We start from the raw sequence: 21,227 nt of genomic DNA on the forward strand, positions 1-21,227 counted from the left end.
TAGATGTTCCTAAAACGACTCGAAGTGATTGGCTTTAAATCTTTTGCGGAGCGCATTGGTATTGACTTTGTACCAGGTGTTACAGCTGTTGTTGGTCCTAATGGCAGTGGGAAAAGTAATGTAACTGATGCTATTCGTTGGGTACTCGGGGAGCAATCGGCAAAGTCGTTACGTGGGGCAAAGATGGAAGATGTTATTTTTGCTGGGAGTGACTCTCGAAAGCCACTAAACTTTGCAGAGGTAACATTAATTTTAGATAATACTGATGAACAGCTTGCTTTTTCGTATACAGAGGTCAGCGTAACAAGACGCGTATACCGTTCAGGTGATAGTGAATATTTATTAAATAACCAGCAGTGTCGCCTGAAGGATATTACGGACTTGTTTATGGATTCGGGACTTGGGAAAGAGGCTTTTTCAATTATTTCACAAGGCCGTGTCGATGAAATTTTAAATAGCCGCCCGGACGACCGCCGCTCAATATTTGAAGAGGCGGCTGGTGTTTTAAAATACAAGCTACGAAAGAAAAAAGCAGAGCATAAACTAGTAGAAACAGATGAAAACCTTTACCGTGTTTTAGATATTTTACATGAGTTGGATAGCCGTTTGGAGCCTTTGCAAATACAAGCTTCTAGCGCAAGAGACTATGTACAAATGTCCACGGAACTAAAGGATTTTGATATTGCAATCCTTGTGCACGATTTAAAAAATTGTGCACAATCTTTGCATGCATTGAAAGCAGAGTATGCGCAGCTATCTGAAACAGAGCAAAAACAAGCTAGGGATATTCAAGCGCTAGAAACACAAACGACGGGTATTCGCAAACATTTAAAAGAATTGGATGTTTTATTGGATGCTGCCCAATCTGAGCTTGTAGATGCAACGATGGAAATGGAACGTTGGGATGGCCGTAAAGCCTTAATGGCTGAAAAACGCCAAAATGCCACGAACCAATTACAGCAGTTGAATACATCATTACTTGAAGCGCAAAATGAAGTAGAGGTATTAGTTGCACAAGAACTTGAGAAAAAACAATTGTTTGTAGAAAAACAACAAGAAGTTTTAAAGCTCAAGCAAATCATTAAGCAATTAGAGCAATCCTTAAATCGTTCAGTTACAGAAATTGAACAGGAAATGGAAGAGCATAAAAACCGCTATATCGACTCATTAAACGAAGAAGCTACAGTCAAAAATGAATTAAAAAATATCGAACAACAATTATCACAACAGAAAGCAATGGCAGCACGTATGACTGACCAAACGGATGAGATTGGTCAAGAGTTGATTGAAGTTGTGGCGGAGAAAGAAACACTTGTTGGCATACATACGGCAACAACGACTGCATTGCAACAGAAGCTCGAACAATATGAAGCATTGCAAATGCAGTTTAAAAAAGTGAATCTTTCTTTTAATGATAAGCAAGAAATGCTGTATAAGGCTTATCAGCACCAGCAACAATTAAAAGCCAGAAAAGATACATTAGCAGAGCTAGAAGCTGATTTCTCTGGCTTCTTCCATGGTGTTAAAGAAGTATTGCTGGCACGTGATAAAGGTGAATTAGTTGGCATTGAAGGCGCAGTGGCTGAATTGATTCAGGTTAATGGAAAATATTCACAAGCGATAGAAACGGCTTTAGGTGCCGCCTCCCAACATATTGTGACGACGAACGAACAGAACGCCCAACAAGCTATCCGTTGGTTAAAGCAAAAAAGAGCAGGGCGTGCAACATTCTTACCAAAAACGGTTATGAAATCACGCAAAATCAATCCGTCAGCCATTCAGCTTGCTACGGAGCATCCAGCGTTCGTACAAATGGCAGATGCCCTTGTCACGTTCGATGAGGACAATCGTTCCATTGTTGAAAATTTGCTTGGCAATGTCATCGTCGCAGCGAATTTAGAAGGGGCAAGTCAAATTGCAAGATTATGTGGTTTCCGTTACCGTGTCGTAACGCTCGAAGGGGATATTGTCAATGCTGGAGGTTCTTTAACGGGTGGTGCAGCGAAACAGCAATCTTCCCTATTTACAAGAAAAGCCGAGCTCGATGGTCTTATTGCCAAACTAGAAGCATTAGAAACGTCGATTTATAGTGCAGAGCAGGCTGTAGCAACGGAAAAAGAGACATTGGCTACATTACGTGACAAAGTAGAACAATTAAAACTAGAGGGCGAACAATTGCGTAAAGATGAAATGCAACAGGCAAGTCGCCTTCGAGAATTAGAAGTTGTAGAAAAAAGTCTATCCGCCAGAGTGTCCTTTGCTTCAAATGAAACGCAAGATGTGAAGACACGTGAGGAAGCGCTGCTTGCTCAAAAGGAAGTAGCTACTGCACGTTTAGCAGCGCTTGCTGAAGAATTAGTAGCGATTAACGAGACGGTAGAGCAATTAGGTAAAGTTAAACTACAAAGTGAAACAGAAAAAGATGTTCTGCGCGAACAAACGGCAGAAAAACGTTCAGAGTTAGCGGTAATGCAGGAGCAAATGTCACAAGTACAAATTGCGACCGCACAACTTGCTCTACAATTAAACAAAGCTCGCCAAAAAGTCGACAATATTTCTCAGGAAATAATCTGGCTTCAATCTGATGAATCGACAAAATTATTGAGTGATGAAGAAGTAGAGGAGCAAGTCGCAACTTGGAAAGCTAGAAGAGAAACGTTACAAGTTACGATTACCCAGAAAAAGGAAGATAAAGCGGCGCAACAACAGGAATTAACAACGTTAGAAGAGCAGCTAAAGGAATTGCAACGTATACATAAAGGCTTCATTGAAGCAATACGTGCGAATGAATTAAAGCGCAATCGCGTAGAATTTGAGATGAGTAATTTTAAAAATCAGCTCGAAGAAAACTATCAACTAACGTTTGAAGAGGCACTGGAAGTCGCTTTAACCATTGAAGACGAAGAGCATATGCGACGTCGCGTCAAGTTATTAAAAAAATCCATTGAAGAATTAGGTCCTGTAAACTTAAGTGCGATTGAGGAATTCGAGCGTGTTCAAGAAAGACATTCTTTTTTAACAGAGCAGCGTGAGGACTTACTCGAAGCGCAGGATACTTTACACGAAGCTATTAAAGAAATGGATGAAGAAATGACAATTCGTTTTAGTGAAACCTTTTTTGCCATTCGAGAGCAATTCAAACGGGTATTCCGTGAATTGTTTGGGGGCGGTCAGGCAGATTTAGTAATACTAGATCCAGACAATATGCTTGATACAGGCATTGAAATTGTTGCACAACCACCAGGGAAAAAGTTGCAAAATTTAAGTTTACTTTCTGGTGGTGAACGTGCACTTACTGCGATTGCTTTACTATTCTCTATTTTAAATATAAGACCTGTGCCGTTCTGTATACTCGACGAAGTAGAAGCGGCATTGGATGAGGCAAATGTTGTTCGATACAGCGAATACTTGAAAAAGTTTAGTCGCAATACCCAATTCATTGTTATTACACACCGTAAAGGTACAATGGAGGGAGCTGACGTACTGTATGGTATTACGATGCAGGAATCAGGTGTATCAAAACTTGTATCAGTAAAATTAGAAGATGAACCCGTACTTGCGGAGCAAAGGAGCGAACAAGCATGAGTTTTTTTAAACGTTTAAAAGATAAGCTAATTGGAAATCCAACAGAAGAAAAAGTAGAAAATTTAGTCGAAGAGCCATCTGCCGAATTAAAGCTTGAAGAGACGGAAGAGCCAGTTCAACAGGAATCAAGTCATGAAGAAGTGCAAGAAAAAGTAGAAGAATCATCAAGTGAGGACTTCATCGTTTCACAAGCTTCGAATGTTGTGGAAGAAGAAAAACAGGAAGAAGTGCAGGAAATTGCGATAGTAGAGGAGCCTGTAAAAGAAAAAAAACCTTCAGCCTGGTCTATTACACAAAAATTTAAAGCGGGTCTTGAAAAAACCCGTAATTCCTTTACTTCTAAGGTGAATGATTTAGTAGCACGTTACCGTAAAGTAGACGAAGACTTCTTTGAAGAACTAGAAGATCTATTATTACAAGCAGACGTTGGCTTTGAAACAGTTATGGAGTTAATGGATAAATTACGCTTTGAAGTACAGCGCAAAAATATTAAAGATACAAATGGTATTCAAGCGATTATTTCTGAAAAACTTGTGGAAATTTACGAGCAAGGGGAAGAAGATTTAATCGAACTAAATATGCAGCCTAATGGTGAGTTAACAGTTATTTTATTCGTAGGTGTAAACGGTGTTGGGAAAACAACAACAATTGGTAAGTTAGCACATCGTCTAAAATCAGAAGGAAAAACAGTTGTCTTAGCTGCAGGAGATACGTTCCGTGCAGGGGCAATTGACCAATTACAAGTTTGGGGAGACCGTGTTGGTTGTGAAGTAATTAAGCAATCAGAAGGTTCGGATCCAGCAGCTGTTATGTATGATGCAATACGTGCGGCCAAAAATCGTAGAGCGGACGTTTTAATTTGCGATACGGCGGGCCGTTTACAAAACAAAGTGAACTTAATGAATGAGCTTGAAAAAGTACACCGAGTTATTTCACGGGAAATACCGAATGCTCCTCATGAGGTATTATTAGCACTAGATGCAACGACTGGTCAAAATGCACTTGTGCAGGCACAAACATTTAAAGAAGTAACAAATGTAACAGGTATTGTTTTAACGAAACTCGATGGTACTGCAAAAGGTGGTATTGTGCTTGCCATTCGAAATAAATTACACATTCCTGTAAAATTTGTAGGTCTTGGTGAGAAAATGGATGATTTACAACCATTTGATGCAGAACGCTATGTATACGGCTTATTTGCTGAAGGCTTAGATAAAGAACTGCAAAATAGCGAAGAGTAAAAGATTGTAGTTGAAAGAATGGTCGCTCGACTGTTAAAAGGTGAAACACATTGTTTAAAAGAGAAATACTAGCGAATGGTGAAATAACGTTATTCAGCTAATAGAATGCTTTTAGACAAGGAGATTACCTTGACACAGACGGGCGATTTTCGTTATGATACAAATGACTAACAACGGGGGGAGAAACTCGATGCTACTTGAAAAAACAACACGCATGAACTTTCTCTTCGACTTTTATCAAGCATTACTAACAGATAAGCAAAGAAGTTATATGGAACTGTATTATTTAGATGATCACTCACTTGGAGAAATCGCTGAATCATATGGAGTTTCACGTCAAGCTGTTTATGATAATATTCGTCGAACTGAAGCGATGCTTGAAGAATATGAAGAAAAACTATGTTTACTGGAAAAATTTCAACAACGTACGCAAATGCTTGCGCGCCTTACAGCTGGAATTACAGAAAAAAGTATGCCGGTTGAGGAGCAGTTGGCGCTTATTGAACAGTTGAAAGAATGGGATTAGGAGGCGAAAGCAGTGGCTTTTGAAGGATTAGCGGAACGACTCCAAGGAACGATCCAAAAGATTAAAGGTAAGGGTAAAGTATCGGAACAAGACGTTAAAGAAATGATGCGTGAAGTCCGATTTGCTTTAATCGAGGCGGATGTTAACTTAAAAGTAGTCAAGGAATTCGTTAAAAAAGTAAGTGAACGCGCTGTTGGTGTAGATGTTATGCAAAGCTTAACACCAGGTCAACAAGTTATTAAAATCGTTCAAGACGAATTAACGGAGCTGATGGGCGGCGAACAAAGCCCGATTAAATTTAATACAAAGCCGCCAACTGTCATTATGATGGTCGGTTTGCAAGGTGCGGGTAAAACAACAACAACTGGGAAATTAGCAAATGTTTTACGTAAAAAATATAATCGTAAACCATTACTAGTGGCTGCGGACGTTTATCGCCCTGCTGCGGTTCAGCAATTACAAACATTAGGAAAGCAATTATCTTTACCTGTTTTTGCTTTAGGCACAGATGTATCACCAGTTGAAATTGCTCGTCAGGCAATTGAACTGGCGAAAGAAGAACATCATGATGTTGTCATTATCGATACAGCAGGTCGCTTGCATATTGATGAAGATTTAATGCAAGAATTAAAGGATATCCGTGCGTTAAAAGAGCCTGATGAAGTTTTCCTTGTGGTAGATGCCATGACGGGGCAAGATGCTGTAAACGTTGCAGAAAGTTTTAATGAGGCTGTCGGCATTACAGGGGTTGTTTTAACAAAACTGGATGGCGATACACGCGGTGGTGCAGCATTATCCATTCGTTCGGTGACACAGAAACCAATTAAATTTGTCGGTATGGGCGAAAAAATGGATGCGCTTGAACCGTTCCATCCGGAGCGTATGGCATCTCGTATTTTAGGCATGGGTGACGTGTTATCCCTAATTGAAAAGGCGCAGGCAAACGTCGATGAAGCAAAAGCGAAAGAACTGGAAGAAAAGTTCAAAACGCAAAGCTTTACACTCGATGATTTTGTTGAGCAATTACAACAAGTGAAAAAAATGGGTCCACTCGACGAAATATTAAAAATGCTACCAGGTGCAGGCAAAATTAAAGGCTTAGACAATGTCAAAGTAGACGATAAGCAAATGGGCCGTGTAGAAGCCATTATTTACTCTATGACAACTGCTGAAAAGACAAATCCCGAAATCATTAATGGTAGCCGTAAAAAGCGCATTGCCAAAGGTTCAGGTACGTCTATTCAAGAGGTCAACCGTTTGTTAAAACAATTTGATGAAATGAAAAAAATGATGAAGCAAATGACAGGTATGGCAACAGGTAAAGGCAAGAAAAAGATGAAATTACCAGGCTTTGATTCATTGTTTAAATAATATTTTATAGGTGTTAAGAAAAAACACTTTACAAACAACATAAACATTGATAATATACTATCTTGTGTGAAACTTATTCGGAGGTGCTATTAAAATGGCAGTTAAAATTCGCTTAAAACGTATGGGAGCTAAAAAATCTCCTTTCTATCGTATCGTAGTTGCAGACGCTCGTTCACCACGTGACGGTCGTTCAATCGAAACAGTTGGTACTTACAACCCACTAACTCAACCAGCTACTGTAAACATTGATGAAGAGAAAGCTCTTAAATGGTTAGCTGACGGTGCAAAACCATCAGATACAGTACGTAACTTGTTCTCAGAACAAGGTATCATGGAAAAATTCCATAACCAAAAATTCAGTAAATAATCGGGGGAGACGTCTTTGAAGCAGCTGATTGAAGCAATCGTTTTACCGTTAGTCGATTATCCAGAAGAAGTCCGTATTGAGACGGACGAAAATGCAAATCGAATTGTTTATAAACTTTTTGTTCATCCAGAGGATCGAGGGAAAGTCATAGGCAAACAAGGGCGAGTAGCGAAAGCGATTCGTACAATTGTTTATTCAGCGGCAGGTAGTCACCATCAAAAAAAGACTTACGTCGATATATTGGATTGATAAAAAGATTTTCACGCTCGTTTACGCGCAATAAGGTAACAATGTAGCAATTATGCAACCTGTCGCCATTTTGCACTGAACAATTTTAACGACTATGTTGTTGCTAGAATTCGAAGGAGCTGTAAATGTGTAGCGTAAAATCTGGATAGAAGAGGGGGGAGCTTGCTGGTTCCTTCCTTTTTTTATATAGTACGGATATATAACGGTATAGAGGTGAAATGAATGGAATGGTTTAATGTAGGTCGTATTGTAAACACGCACGGAATTCGTGGTGAAGTACGTATCTTATCGACGACAGATTTTGAAGAAGAACGCTTTGCGGTCGGGAATAAGCTTGCAGCGTTTAAAAAAGACGATAAAAAGCCAACGTGGGTAACAATTCAATCCGTACGCCGCCATAAAAACTTTATTTTATTAACATTTGAAGGTATGGATAATATCAACTTTGTCGAGCCGTTCAAAGAAGGAATGCTCAAAATCACGAAAGATCAAATGACCGATGATTTATTACAAGAAAATGAATTTTTCTTCCATGAAATTATAGGCTGTACGGTTGTATCTGAAGAAGGTGCAACAATTGGCGAAGTCAAAGATATTTTGCAAACAGGTGCCAATGATGTATGGGTAGTGAAGGGTGCTAAAAAAGAGCATTACATTCCATATATTGAAGACATCGTCAAAAATATTGATGTGGAAGAAAAGAAAATTGTTATTCATGTGATGGAAGGCTTACTATGATGCATATTCACGTATTAAGCCTATTTCCTGATATGTTTTCGGGTGTATTTGGTGCATCGATACTAAAAAAAGCTCAAGAAAAAGGGGCTGTAAAGCTAGAAGTATCAGATATTCGTACGTTTTCTGGCAACAAGCATAATCAGGTAGACGATTATCCGTATGGTGGCGGTGCAGGGATGGTGTTAAAGCCAGAGCCGATGTTTAGTGCTGTAGAGGCCATTACAGCAGGTAAAAAGCCACGTATTATCTTAATGTGTCCGCAGGGTGAACGTTTCACCCAAAAAAAAGCGGAAGAGCTAGCGCAAGAAAGTGAATTAGTGTTCTTATGTGGTCACTACGAAGGCTATGATGAACGCATTCGCCAGCACCTCGTTACCGATGAAATATCGATTGGTGATTTTGTGTTAACAGGTGGTGAGTTAGGCGCAATGACGGTTATAGATAGTGTCGTACGCCTTTTACCGGGCGTGTTAGGACAAGCAGATTCCCATATTCAAGATTCTTTTTCAACGGGTCTGTTAGAACATCCGCATTATACGCGTCCTGCTGAATTCCGAGGCATGCAAGTACCCGAAGTATTATTATCAGGCAATCATGCGAAAATCGAACAATGGCGCGAGGAACAATCGTTAAAAAGAACATTCGAGCGTCGACCTGATTTACTCGAGCATTATCCATTAACAGACAAGCAAAAATTGTATTTGGAAAAACTTAAAAAACAACAATAAAGATGCTTGCTTGCATGCCATATATGTGATAACATCTAATCTGTGCTTCTATGTGAAGTGCTGAATTACGGTGTTCCGCTGTGGCATAGATTGCGTGCAAGAGCATCTGTCTAAGGAGAGAAAACAATGTCAAACATTATTACAGAAATTACTAAAGCTCAGCTTCGCACTGATCTACCAGCTTTCCGTCCTGGTGATACTGTTAAGGTACACGTGAAAGTAGTAGAGGGTACTCGTGAACGTATCCAAGTATACGAAGGTGTAGTTATCAAACGTCGCGGTGGCGGTATTAGCGAAACTTTCACAGTTCGTAAAATTTCTTACGGTGTAGGTGTTGAACGTACATTCCCTGTACACACACCAAAAATCGCTAACTTAGAAGTTGTACGTCGTGGTAAAGTACGTCGTGCTAAACTTTACTACCTACGTAACCTACGTGGTAAAGCTGCTCGTATTAAAGAAATTCGATAATTATGACTTAAAAGTGAGGGGCTTGTATTGCAAGCTCCTTTTCTTTTTGCTTGTCATCTTAAATAATAATCATCTAAAATGAAGATAGACAAGGGGGCAATTCATAATGGAAAAACAAGTGAAAGAAAAGAATGAATTATGGGAATGGACAAAGGCTCTTTTAATTGCATTTGCGATTGCAGCAGTTATTCGTTATTTTTTATTTACACCAATTGCAGTTGACGGTGAGTCCATGATGCCAACCCTTGAAGATGGCGACCGAATGATTGTCAACAAAATTGGTTATAAAATTGGAGAGCCTAAGCGCTTTGATATCGTGGTGTTCCATGCACCAGAGCAAAAAAACTACATTAAACGTGTAATTGGCTTACCTGGTGAAACATTGGAATATAAAGACGATCAGTTATACATTAACGGAGAACCGATAGATGAGCCTTATTTAGATGCATACAAAGCTGAAATTACTGAAGGTACATTAACGGAAGATTTTACGTTAAATGACATTGATGCATCACTGCATGATGTAATTCCGGAAGGCTATGTGTTTGTGATGGGCGATAATCGTCGATATAGCAAAGATAGCCGTCACATAGGTATTGTCGATCAAAAAGAAATTATAGGTAATACGAGCCTAATTTTCTGGCCGTATAGTGATATTAAAATTGTGAAGTAATGTTTGAAAGGGGGCTAATACTCCCTTTCTTGACGTCTAAGAGCATACGTTTTCTTATTCGATTTGAAGGCATTCGCACTGAATTGGGCGAATGCGCTTTTCTTATTTAGGAGGTATAGAAATGACTATACAATGGTTTCCAGGGCATATGGCGAAGGCACGCCGAGAAGTAACAGAAAAATTAAAGCTAGTAGATATTATATTTGAATTAATCGATGCACGCTTACCATTATCTTCGAGAAATCCGATGATTGATGAGGTCATTAACCAAAAGCCGCGTCTACTTATTTTAAATAAATCAGATATGGCGGATGAGCACGAAACACGCAAATGGGTAGAATATTTTGCACAGCATGGCCATAAAGCAGTGGCAATCAATTCGCTTGAAGGAAAAGGACTACAACTTGTGACCAAGGCGGCACAAGAAATATTAAAAGAAAAATTTGACCGCATGAAGTCAAGAGGGATGAAGCCGAGAGCCATTAGAGCAATGATTGTTGGAATTCCAAACGTGGGAAAATCCACACTTATTAATCGCTTAGCAAAGAAAAATATTGCGAAAACAGGCAATATGCCTGGTGTGACAAAGGCGCAACAATGGATAAAAGTCGGCAAGGAACTAGAATTACTAGATACACCAGGAATTTTATGGCCTAAGTTTGAAGACCAAGAAGTAGGCTATAAGCTGGCTTTAACAGGTGCTATTAAAGATACCATTACTAATATGGAAGATTTGGCGGTATATGGGTTACGGTTTTTATCGACACATTATCCAACACGTATGGAAGAACGCTATGGTTTTCAGTTTATGCATGACGATCTAGTGGAAACGTTTGACCATATTGGCAAGCTTCGTCGTGTTTTTGGAGCAGGTGGAGAAATCGACTACGATCAAGTAGCGCAACTAATCGTACGAGATATTCGTGGATTACTATTAGGGAAGCTAACATTTGACTTTGTGGATGAGCAGCTTGAAAAAGAAGCGACACAGCAATAACGTGCGAAAAAGTAATAGGGACAAACCTTTAAAAGAGACAAAATTGCTCGTAACTTCCCTTTGCAGAGGGCGCGCTAGTTAGTGAACCCTGGGAGGTAATAGTGTAAGAGGTATCAGGTGAAAAGCAAACACCGTAACGAACATTCACAGCAATGCAAAAAAGTGTTAGATTGATTGCCGTCAATCTAACACTTTTTCCTTTTGTCCTAGCCTTTTTCTTTTAGGAACAGTAGATATTGCCGATAAATGATATAGAGTAAGAAAAGGGAGTAAAATGATGAAAACGATTAAAGAGATTACAGCAGCACTAAAAATAGCTGAAGAATGGCAAGAATGGATGGCGGAAATTGCAACCGACGAGCGTGCAGGTGTGCAGAAAGCGTGGCATAGTTGGAATAAACGCCAAGAAAAGAAACGACAGCTATTGGAAGAGCATCAAGCGAAGATAGATTTCGATCAGTGCTATGGTGGTGAAAATGCCTTCATCGCCGGTGTAGATGAAGCAGGGCGCGGGCCTTTAGCGGGACCTGTTGTAACAGCAGCTGTTATTTTGCCAAAAAACTGTGAAGCTCTTGTAGGATTAAATGATTCGAAGCAATTAACAAAGGAAAAACGCAATGTTTTTGCGGCATTGGTGAAAGAACATGCTATTAGCTATTTCATTCATTTCCAATCAGCGCAAACGATTGATGAATTGAACATCTATGAAGCGACAAAGCAATCAATGAAAACAAGTGTGGAATCCTTGTCAATTAAACCGGATTATGTGCTAGTGGATGCTATGACACTACCAATCACGATGCCACAGGATTCGATTATTAAAGGCGATGCAAAAAGTTTAGCCATTGCAGCGGCTTCTATTTTAGCGAAAACAGCTAGGGATGAATATATGGAACAATTGGACAAAGAATTTCCTATGTATGGCTTTGCACAACATGCGGGCTACGGTACAAAACAACATTTAGAGGCACTTGAAACATTCGGACCAACGATACATCATCGCAAGTCTTTTGAACCTATAAAATCAATGTAAGAAAGGAGTAATTAGATGACAGCAACATCGTTTAATCCAATACAAATGCAACAAACTACTTTAACTCCAGCAAATCAACCGCTGGCATTAAAGCAAGGACAAGTATTTCATGGCACGATTAAACAATTATATCCAGATCAAACGGCAGAGGTCCAAGTAGGCAATCAAAAACTGATTGCTAAACTGGAAGTACCGCTAAAAGCAGGGGACGCCCATTTCTTTCAAGTAACAGGGACAAGTCCTCAAACAGAGTTAAAAGTTGTTACAGGACCGATGGGGCAAGAGGTTTCTACAAACCAACAAATAAATCAGCTACTAGATTCGATGAATTTGCCCAAAACGTCAGAAATGCAACAGGTGTTAGCGCACTTTATCAAGGCTCAAATACCGATTTCTAAAGAGCAACTTATGCAAGCTGAAATGTGGATGAAGGCATTGCCTGAAGGTGTGACAAAGATAGATGCCTTACAAGCGCTTCAAAAAATGGTTGAGCTAAAAATGCCAATGACGCAAGATGTGTTTCAAGCACTTGTTAGTGGGCAAAAAACATCCGGTATGTCGGCAATAATGGATAATTTTACACAATTATTAGCGAAGGATTCAGCATTACAAGCTAATGTGAAACAAAATTTGATGCAACAAGTGTTAGCCATTGCAAAACCTTTCGAGGCAGAAACAGGTACGTTACTGCTCGCAAAATCGATTCAACTTTTAACTAATAACGCAGCATCAGCAAGTGAACGATTACAAGTTTTAACTTTATTAAAAGAAGCGGGGATTTTACCGCAACAAGCAACTTTACAAAATTGGTCGTCCCTAAATGAAGCAAAACCTGTACAACAAGGTCAACTTCAGCAGGCGGGCCAAGTAATCCAAACAATTTTAGCGACAAAACCAGAACAGAAACAACAGCTTATTGAACAGCTAAAATCTTGGACAGCGAGTCAAAATTTATTGTCCAATGAGCAAAAGCAACAGCTGAACCAAATGATTGATCGATTTAATCAATTACCAACTAATAAACAAACATTGGAGATTTTTGCGAAGCAAATGCAAGAGCAGCTAGTCAAAGCGTTCGCTCACAATGCACCTGAACGGTTATTTACGCAAGATGGCAATGGGCTTTCTGTAAAAGAACATTTATTATCATTGTTTAAGCAAGAGTCGACAATTCCAGTACAAAATGAAGCGCTGATGCGAAATCTTGTAAAACAAAGTACGGAGGCGCCACAACCAACTATTCAACAAATGCTTACAGAAGCTGATGCACATGTACGAAATTCAATGGATAGTAAAGCGATGGAGCATGCTCTTAAAACGGTATTGAAAAGTTTAGGCATTAGTTACGAGGCGACGCTTAATAGTAAATCAGCGGATTTACAAGCAATTGCGCACCAATTAAAACCACAGCTTCATACATTGCTTCAAGAAGCTCAAATAACGCCACAACTAAGGGAAGCGGCTGAACTGTTAATGACACGCATGAATGGTATGCAACTTGTGTCAGGAGAAAATGGTCATCAACACCAGCTCGTGATGCAAGTGCCCCTTGAATTTTTTGGGAAGAAAATGGATGCCACGTTACAATGGAATGGCCGTATGAAAGAAGACGGAAAGATTGATGCCAACTACGCACGTATATTGTTTTATTTACAAATGGAGTCAATGAAAGAAACCGTAATTGATATGCAAGTTCAAAATCGTGTCGTCACTGTCACAGTATTTAACGAAAATTCAGATATTGCTTTTCAGGCAGAATCTCTAAAAACAGCATTGAAATTAGGGCTTGCAAAAAAAAATTATCAGCTATCGGGAGTCTTTATTAAACAATTTGAAAAAGCCCAACTTGAAAAAACAACCCCTGTAGTACAACAGCAGGAGGAAATTAGTGGGGTGGATTTCCGTATATGAGTGAAGAAAAAAAGACGCGTAAAGAAGCGATTGCCCTCACTTATAAACAAGGACAATTTGATAGCCCATCTGTCGTAGCAAAAGGAAAAGGGAAAGTGGCTGAAAATATATTGGCACGTGCAAGTGAACATGATGTGCCGATATATGAGGATCCGAATCTTGTGCAATTACTTGGACAATTAGATTTAAATGAGTCAATACCTGAAGAATTATATCAAGCGGTGGCTGAAGTGTTTGCTTTTATTTATCATCTAGACCAACAACATAGCAAAAATATAGAAAAAATAAAGAATTCTGATTTCAAGAATTCTCTGTTTTAGTACACGAAGTAGAAGAAAACGTCATAATTTTAGATAAAATCCGAACAAAAGACAAAGTGTAGACTTTATCAGAATCTTTCGTTAGAATAGATTATGTTAGTAAAACAATTTTATGCAAATGTTTGATGGGAGGATGTATTATGAATATCCATGAATATCAAGGGAAAGAGATTCTGAGAAAATATGGTGTTGCAGTACCCAATGGAAAAGTTGCTTTTTCCCCTGATGAGGCAGTGAAGGTAGCGAAGGAACTTGGCTCAAATGTAACCGTGGTCAAGGCGCAAATTCATGCAGGTGGACGCGGTAAAGCTGGTGGTGTCAAAATCGCAAAAAACCTTGATGAGGTGCGTACATACGCAAAAGAGTTATTAGGTAAAATTTTAGTAACTCATCAAACAGGTCCAGAAGGTAAAGAAGTAAAACGCTTGTATATTGAAGAGGGCTCTGATATTCAAAAAGAGTATTATTTAAGTTTAGTATTAGACCGCGCTACTTCTCGTGTAACATTTATGGGTTCAGAAGAAGGCGGTATGGATATTGAAGAAGTAGCTGAAACAAATCCAGAAAAAATCTTCAAAGAAGTGGTTGATCCTGTAATTGGACTAACAAGCTTCCAAGCACGTCGTATGGCGTTTAATATGAATATTCCAGCAAACCTAGTAGGGAAAGCTGTTAAATTAATGTTAGGTTTATATCAAGCATTTATCGACAAAGATGCTTCAATAGTAGAAATTAATCCACTTGTTGTCACTGGACAAGGAGAGGTTGTAGCACTAGATGCTAAATTTAATTTTGATGCCAATGCGTTGTATCGTCATAAAGATATTGTCGAATTACGCGATTTTGATGAAGAAGATCCAAAAGAAATCGAAGCATCGAAATATGACCTTAGCTATATTTCACTAGATGGCAACATTGGCTGTATGGTAAATGGTGCGGGCCTAGCAATGGCAACAATGGATACAATTAGTTATTATGGCGGAAGTCCCGCTAACTTCCTTGATGTTGGGGGCGGCGCAACAGCCGAAAAAGTAACAGAAGCTTTCAAAATTATCCTTTCTGACTCAAATGTAAAAGGTATTTTCGTTAATATTTTCGGCGGCATTATGAAGTGTAACATTATCGCTGATGGTGTAGTAACAGCAGCCAAAGAAATCGGTTTATCTGTACCGTTAGTAGTACGTTTAGAAGGTACAAACGTAGAGCTTGGTAAAGAAATCTTAAATGCATCAGGTTTAAACATCGTGGCAGCAGACTCAATGGCTGACGGTGCACAAAAAATTGTGGGACTAGTAGGCTAAGGAAGGCAGGGAGAACAATGGCTGTATTTATTAATAAAGATACAAAGGTAATTGTACAAGGGATTACAGGCGAAACAGCGCTATTCCATACGAAGCAAATGCTTGATTATGGTACAAAAATCGTAGCAGGCGTAACACCTGGTAAGGGAGGTCTTGAAATTGAAGGCGTACCTGTGTTCAATACTGTAGCTGAGGCTGTAGCAGCAACAGGTGCAACAACATCGGTTATTTATGTACCAGCACCTTTTGCAGCAGATGCCATTTTAGAAGCTGTTGATGCTGAGCTAGAATTAACAATTTGTATTACAGAACATATTCCTGTCCTTGACATGGTGAAGGTTAAACGCTTTATGGAAGGCAAAAAAACACGCCTAGTTGGTCCGAACTGTCCAGGTGTTATTACGGCTGATGAGTGTAAGATTGGTATTATGCCTGGTTATATTCATACAAAAGGGCATGTTGGTGTAGTTTCACGTTCTGGCACATTAACGTATGAAGCGGTACACCAATTGACGCAAGCGGGTATTGGTCAAACAACGGCTGTAGGTATCGGAGGAGACCCTGTAAATGGGACTAACTTTATCGATGCCCTTGAAGCATTCAACAATGACCCTGAAACATATGCAGTTGTCATGATCGGGGAAATTGGTGGTACTGCTGAAGAGGAAGCAGCTGAGTGGATTAAAGCAAATATGACAAAACCGGTTGTTGGCTTTATTGGTGGACAAACAGCACCTCCAGGGAAACGTATGGGACATGCGGGTGCCATTATTTCTGGCGGTAAAGGAACGGCTGCTGAAAAAATTAAAGCAATGAACGAAGCTGGTATTGAAGTCGCTGAAACACCATCTGTTATCGGCGAAACACTTATTAAGGTAATTAAAGAAAAAGGGCTATACGAAAAATGTAAAACCCATTAAAATGGAAGATGTAGCACATTGTGGCTACATCTTTTTCTCTGTTTCGGTAGATGGTAAACCTGTTCGTAGCTTTACAAACGGCGGTGTTTGGACAGTTACATGCGAAACGCACACAACAAAAGTCGACAAGGCGAAGCTACAGGACGGCTCATATTCTATTTTTTGTGCTGAAATAACAATTGCGGTCATTTAATTTCTTCTATTATAAAGGAGGTTTTTAAATGATTTTCTCAGTAGATACACAGAGATTACTAGCTATGCATTATGTATATCCATTACCACTCCAAAAACTTCAACAATTATTGTCCCCGGTGGATGTATTGAGTTATTTTGAAGAAGCGCACCCTGAAGAGATTGCGGGTGCATTGCAAATAACGTGGCAAAAAGCGCTGCTAATGATTCGGAATTTTCAACGTGTTCGAAATTTGCCATTTGAAGAGGCTTACGCACAAGCAAATATTTTCCCCATACCATTTAATCACCCATATTTCCCGGCGCAATTATTTGAAATACCTAGTCCACCTACTGTATTGTATGTGAAAGGTCAGTCTGCGCTGCTAGCAAGAGATAAACGGATAGCTATAATAGGCTCTCGAAAGGCTACAGCCTATACAAGAACGGCAATGGACTTAATCGTCCCTCCGCTTGTTGCGCACGAATATACGGTTGTCAGTGGGCTTGCACGAGGTGCTGATACAATGGCTCATGAAGCGACGATTAAATTTGGTGGACAAACAATTGCCGTGTTAGGTCATGGTTTTCATTATGTCTATCCTAAGGAAAACCAAGCACTTGCTCAGCACATGGCAGAAAACCATTTACTTGTTACAGAGTATCCACCTTATATGCGACCGGCAAAATGGCAATTTCCTATGCGTAACCGGTTAATAAGTGGTCTAACTCAAGCAATCGTTGTCACGGAGGCTGCACTAAAAAGTGGGACATTAATTACGACAGAATGCGCATTAGAGCAAGGTAAAGATGTATTTGTCGTTCCAGGACCGATTAATAAAGAGCAGTCAAAAGGAACAAATAAATTACTTATAGAAGGAGCCATACCCGTGTGCGATGGTCACCAAATCGTTGAAACACTTTCGCTCTTTTCTAGCAAAAATTGAAAAAAAGTTGCATTATCTTAAAATCTGTTATACATTTTGCAACAGGTAACTTAAAAAATTAGCAATAGACCTCGCTAAGGGGGAGACATAGATGGCGGATTATTTAGTGATTGTAGAATCACCAGCAAAAGCAAAAACAATTGAACGTTATTTAGGAAAAAAATATAAAGTAAAAGCATCTGTTGGGCATGTGCGGGACTTACCACGAAGTCAAATGGGTGTAGATACTGAAAATAATTACGAACCTAAATATATTACGATTCGCGGAAAAGGACCTGTTTTGCAGGAACTGAAGTCTGCGGCTAAAAAAGTGAAGAAAGTCTATCTAGCGGCCGATCCAGACCGCGAGGGAGAAGCGATTGCTTGGCACCTTGCGACTGCATTAAATATTGATATTAATTCAGACTGTCGAGTTGTTTTTAATGAAATTACAAAAGATGCGATTTTAGATTCCTTTAAAAACCCACGTGCCATTAATATGGACTTAGTGGATGCTCAACAAACACGTCGGATGTTAGATCGTCTAGTAGGCTATAATATAAGCCCAATACTTTGGAAAAAGGTAAAGAAGGGCTTATCAGCAGGTCGTGTACAATCAGTTGCACTTCGTATGATCATTGATCGTGAAAATGAAATTAAAAACTTCCAACCAGAAGAGTATTGGACGATTGAAGGCTCTTTTGAAAAGGGCAAAAAGACATTCGATGCACTGTATTATGGTAACGGCAAAGATAAAATCAAATTATCGAATGAAGCGCAAGTAAAGTCGGTTTTAAAAAATGTCAAAGGTACAGCATTTGAAGTTGTCAATGTGACGAAAAAAGAACGTAAACGAAATGCCGCGCCTGCTTTTACGACATCTTCTTTACAACAAGAAGCAGCCCGAAAGTTAAATTTCCGTGCGAAGAAAACGATGATGCTTGCACAGCAATTGTATGAAGGTATTGATATTGGTAAAAAAGAAGGGACAGTCGGTTTAATCACGTACATGCGTACAGATTCAACACGTATATCTGAAACTGCCAAAGCGGAAGCGGTTTCTTATATTGAGACAAAGTATGGGAAAGAATATATCTCAACAGAAACGAAGCAGGCAAAAAAAGCATCGAATGCGCAAGATGCCCATGAAGCCATTCGTCCTACAAGTACGATGCGAACACCAGATGAGTTAAAAACAGTGCTTAGTCGCGATCAGCTACGCTTATACCGTTTGATTTGGGAGCGCTTTATTGCGAGTCAAATGGCACCTGCTGTTTTAGATACAGTAGCTGTAGATCTTCAGAATAACGATGCTTTATTCCGTGCAAACGGTTCACAGGTCAAATTTGCCGGATTTATGAAACTCTATATTGAAGGTACAGATGATCAAACTGAAGAAACGACGAAACTTCTACCGGAAATGGAAATCGGGGATCAGGTGACATCACTTGAAATCGAACCGAAGCAGCACTTTACGCAGCCTCCACCTCGTTATTCAGAAGCACGTCTTGTAAAAACAATGGAAGAGTTAGGAATAGGACGACCGTCGACATATGCACCGACCCTCGATACAATTCAACGCCGCGGCTATGTTGTGCTTGATGCAAAAAGATTTATGCCGACAGAGCTAGGTGAAATTGTCCACCAACAAATGCTGGAATTTTTCCCTGATATCATCAATATCGAATTTACAGCAAAAATGGAACAAGATCTCGATGATGTTGAAGAAGGTAGTCGTAAATGGGTTGAAGTAATCGATGATTTTTATAAAGACTTTGAAGTTCATGTAAAGCATGCGGATGCTGAAATGGAGAAAGTAGTAATTAAAGATGAACCAGCTGGTGAGGATTGCGAAAAATGTGGTTCACCAATGGTATTCAAACTGGGTCGCTATGGAAAATTTATGGCTTGCTCGAACTTCCCCGATTGCCGAAATACAAAAGCAATTATGAAGCCAATTGGAGTGAAATGCCCTTCTTGTGAAACAGGAGAAATTGTTGAGCGTAAAAGTAAAACAAAGCGTTTATTTTATGGATGTAATCAATATCCAGAATGCGAATTTGTATCATGGGATAAACCAATTAGTAGACCATGCCCGAAATGTAGTGCATTATTAGTAGAGAAAAAATTAAAAAAAGGTGTCCAAATTCAGTGTACGAAATGTGACTATGAAGAGACACCAACACAATGATAGGAAGATGGTAAGAACATGACTGAACTAGTTGTAAATGTAATAGGTGCTGGCCTTGCAGGAAGTGAAGCGGCTTGGCAAATTGCTAAACGTGGGGTAAAAGTTAAACTTTATGAAATGCGTCCTGTTAAACAAACACCTGCCCACCATACTGATAAATTTGCAGAGCTTGTTTGTTCAAACTCACTACGTGCTAATACACTAACAAATGCAGTAGGTGTTATTAAAGAAGAAATGCGTTTATTAGACTCTGTTATTTTAAAAGCAGCCGATGCATGCTCAGTACCAGCAGGTGGTGCACTTGCAGTTGACCGTCATGAGTTTGCAGGCTATGTAACAGAAGCGGTAAAAAATCACCCTCTAGTGGAAGTAATACATGAAGAAGTTACAGAAATTCCAGAGGGCATTACGGTTATTGCAACAGGTCCACTTACTTCAAAAGCGTTAGCTGAAAAAATTCAAGGATTAACAGGTCTCGACTATTTATATTTCTATGATGCAGCAGCACCAATTATTGAAAAAGATAGCATCGATATGGATAAAGTGTATTTAAAATCTCGTTATGACAAAGGGGAAGCGGCTTATTTAAACTGTCCTATGACAAAAGAAGAATTTGATCGTTTCCGCCAAGCATTGATTGAAGCAGAAGTTGTGCCATTAAAAGAATTTGAAAAAGAAATTTATTTTGAAGGCTGCATGCCAATCGAAGTAATGGCAGCTCGTGGTGAAAAAACAATGTTATTTGGACCGATGAAGCCAGTAGGGCTTGAAGATCCAAAAACAGGTAAACGACCATATGCGGTTGTTCAATTGCGCCAAGATGACGCTGCAGGTACCCTTTACAATATCGTAGGTTTCCAAACCCACTTAAAATGGGGGCCGCAAAAGGAAGTACTACAACTAATTCCTGGACTAGAAAATGTTGAAATCGTACGATATGGTGTTATGCACAGAAATACTTTCATTAATTCTCCAAAAGTTTTAGAGAAAACATATCAGTTACGTGAACAAAAAAATATTTTCTTTGCTGGTCAAATGACGGGTGTCGAAGGTTATGTAGAATCAGCAGGAAGCGGTTTAATTGCTGGTATCAATGCGGCACGTTTAGCATTGGGACAAGAGCCAATTATTTTCCCATTTGAAACGGCATTGGGCAGTATGGCGCGTTATATAACAGAAGCACAATCGAAAAACTTCCAACCGATGAATGTCAATTTCGGCATATTCCCTGAATTACCACCTGGACGTCGTTCAAAACCTGAACGTGCAGAAATGCATGCTGCTCGTGCAATGAGCACAATTCAAAATTTTGTGAATTCACAAACAATTTAATTGCCAAAAGCCTCTAAAAGTTGATATACTCTTAGAGGCTTTTTCTTTTATGTAGACAAAATGCTTATTTACACGTATTTTATTATTTTGTATAGAGATTTTCTCAAAATATAACCATTTTCACTTGCTATATTACGAAGATAGGTATAGTGTCAATATGTATGTTTTTTAAAGAT

General features: G+C 39.3%; 20 protein-coding genes. All 20 read left to right on the top strand.

What is annotated here, in order from left to right; translation table 11 throughout:
* Positions 1–3 precede the first annotated feature (3 nt).
* The 20 genes from smc to trmFO all read left to right on the top strand — a co-directional run bounded on the left by smc (position 4) and on the right by trmFO (position 21,051).
* The gene (gene smc, locus MHH88_RS05040) at positions 4–3,585 is read left to right on the top strand and encodes a chromosome segregation protein SMC (RefSeq protein WP_339261729.1); all 3,582 of its coding nucleotides are present in this window, start codon (positions 4–6) and stop codon (positions 3,583–3,585) included.
* Positions 3,582–4,826, top strand: coding sequence for a signal recognition particle-docking protein FtsY (gene ftsY / locus MHH88_RS05045; protein WP_339261730.1), 1,245 nt, complete (start codon positions 3,582–3,584; stop codon positions 4,824–4,826). The genes smc and ftsY overlap by 4 nt, the downstream gene beginning before the upstream one ends.
* 190 nt (positions 4,827–5,016) lie before the next feature.
* A complete protein-coding gene (locus tag MHH88_RS05050) occupies positions 5,017–5,352 on the top strand; it encodes a putative DNA-binding protein (protein WP_024362059.1) in 336 nt (111 codons plus the stop codon).
* 12 nt (positions 5,353–5,364) lie between these two features.
* Positions 5,365–6,723 (top strand): signal recognition particle protein, encoded by a 1,359-nt coding sequence (gene ffh, locus MHH88_RS05055; protein ID WP_069510152.1) that lies wholly within the window; start codon positions 5,365–5,367, stop codon positions 6,721–6,723.
* A 94-nt stretch (positions 6,724–6,817) separates the two neighbouring features.
* Positions 6,818–7,090: a 30S ribosomal protein S16 gene (gene rpsP / locus MHH88_RS05060; RefSeq protein ID WP_024362057.1), complete on the top strand. Its 273-nt coding sequence runs from the start codon at positions 6,818–6,820 to the stop codon at positions 7,088–7,090.
* Positions 7,091–7,105: 15 nt separating this feature from the next.
* Positions 7,106–7,339, top strand: a complete 234-nt coding sequence (locus tag MHH88_RS05065; RefSeq protein WP_004269410.1) for a KH domain-containing protein — start codon at positions 7,106–7,108, stop codon at positions 7,337–7,339.
* 222 nt (positions 7,340–7,561) lie between these two features.
* Positions 7,562–8,077, top strand: a complete 516-nt coding sequence (rimM, locus tag MHH88_RS05070) for a ribosome maturation factor RimM (protein WP_024362056.1) — start codon at positions 7,562–7,564, stop codon at positions 8,075–8,077.
* Positions 8,077–8,805: a tRNA (guanosine(37)-N1)-methyltransferase TrmD gene (gene trmD, locus MHH88_RS05075; protein ID WP_339262996.1), complete on the top strand. Its 729-nt coding sequence runs from the start codon at positions 8,077–8,079 to the stop codon at positions 8,803–8,805. Before rimM ends, trmD begins: the two co-directional genes overlap by 1 nt.
* A 126-nt stretch (positions 8,806–8,931) precedes the next feature.
* Positions 8,932–9,276, top strand: a complete 345-nt coding sequence (rplS, locus tag MHH88_RS05080) for a 50S ribosomal protein L19 (RefSeq protein ID WP_024362054.1) — start codon at positions 8,932–8,934, stop codon at positions 9,274–9,276.
* A gap of 106 nt (positions 9,277–9,382) precedes the next feature.
* A complete protein-coding gene (gene lepB / locus MHH88_RS05085; RefSeq protein WP_024362053.1) occupies positions 9,383–9,949 on the top strand; it encodes a signal peptidase I in 567 nt (188 codons plus the stop codon).
* A gap of 121 nt (positions 9,950–10,070) precedes the next feature.
* On the top strand, positions 10,071–10,946 hold the full coding sequence (ylqF, locus tag MHH88_RS05090; RefSeq protein WP_069510151.1) for a ribosome biogenesis GTPase YlqF: 876 nt from the start codon (positions 10,071–10,073) through the stop codon (positions 10,944–10,946).
* 277 nt (positions 10,947–11,223) lie between these two features.
* Positions 11,224–11,979, top strand: coding sequence for a ribonuclease HII (locus tag MHH88_RS05095; protein WP_069510150.1), 756 nt, complete (start codon positions 11,224–11,226; stop codon positions 11,977–11,979).
* Between the two features lie 15 nt (positions 11,980–11,994).
* Positions 11,995–13,890 (top strand): hypothetical protein, encoded by a 1,896-nt coding sequence (locus MHH88_RS05100; RefSeq protein ID WP_339261731.1) that lies wholly within the window; start codon positions 11,995–11,997, stop codon positions 13,888–13,890.
* Entirely contained in the window at positions 13,887–14,210 is a 324-nt protein-coding gene (locus MHH88_RS05105) for an EscU/YscU/HrcU family type III secretion system export apparatus switch protein (RefSeq protein ID WP_024362049.1), read from the top strand. Before MHH88_RS05100 ends, MHH88_RS05105 begins: the two co-directional genes overlap by 4 nt.
* Before the next feature lie 140 nt (positions 14,211–14,350).
* The gene (sucC, locus tag MHH88_RS05110; RefSeq protein ID WP_024362048.1) at positions 14,351–15,511 is read left to right on the top strand and encodes an ADP-forming succinate--CoA ligase subunit beta; all 1,161 of its coding nucleotides are present in this window, start codon (positions 14,351–14,353) and stop codon (positions 15,509–15,511) included.
* Positions 15,512–15,528: 17 nt separating this feature from the next.
* Positions 15,529–16,431, top strand: coding sequence for a succinate--CoA ligase subunit alpha (gene sucD / locus MHH88_RS05115; protein ID WP_024362047.1), 903 nt, complete (start codon positions 15,529–15,531; stop codon positions 16,429–16,431).
* A 1-nt stretch (position 16,432) separates the two neighbouring features.
* The gene (locus MHH88_RS05120; RefSeq protein ID WP_339261732.1) at positions 16,433–16,624 is read left to right on the top strand and encodes a hypothetical protein; all 192 of its coding nucleotides are present in this window, start codon (positions 16,433–16,435) and stop codon (positions 16,622–16,624) included.
* A 28-nt stretch (positions 16,625–16,652) separates the two neighbouring features.
* Positions 16,653–17,549 carry a DNA-processing protein DprA gene (gene dprA, locus MHH88_RS05125; RefSeq protein WP_339261733.1) on the top strand — a complete coding sequence of 299 codons (897 nt, stop codon included), beginning with the start codon at positions 16,653–16,655 and terminating at the stop codon, positions 17,547–17,549.
* A gap of 91 nt (positions 17,550–17,640) precedes the next feature.
* Positions 17,641–19,719 (top strand): type I DNA topoisomerase, encoded by a 2,079-nt coding sequence (gene topA, locus MHH88_RS05130; protein ID WP_069510146.1) that lies wholly within the window; start codon positions 17,641–17,643, stop codon positions 19,717–19,719.
* 18 nt (positions 19,720–19,737) lie between these two features.
* Positions 19,738–21,051 (top strand): FADH(2)-oxidizing methylenetetrahydrofolate--tRNA-(uracil(54)-C(5))-methyltransferase TrmFO, encoded by a 1,314-nt coding sequence (gene trmFO, locus MHH88_RS05135; RefSeq protein WP_024362044.1) that lies wholly within the window; start codon positions 19,738–19,740, stop codon positions 21,049–21,051.
* The last annotated feature ends 176 nt before the right edge of the window (positions 21,052–21,227 follow it).

The sequence above is a fragment of the Lysinibacillus sp. FSL K6-3209 genome (genome assembly GCF_037976175.1).
GTDB classification, from domain to species: domain Bacteria; phylum Bacillota; class Bacilli; order Bacillales_A; family Planococcaceae; genus Lysinibacillus; species Lysinibacillus sphaericus_D.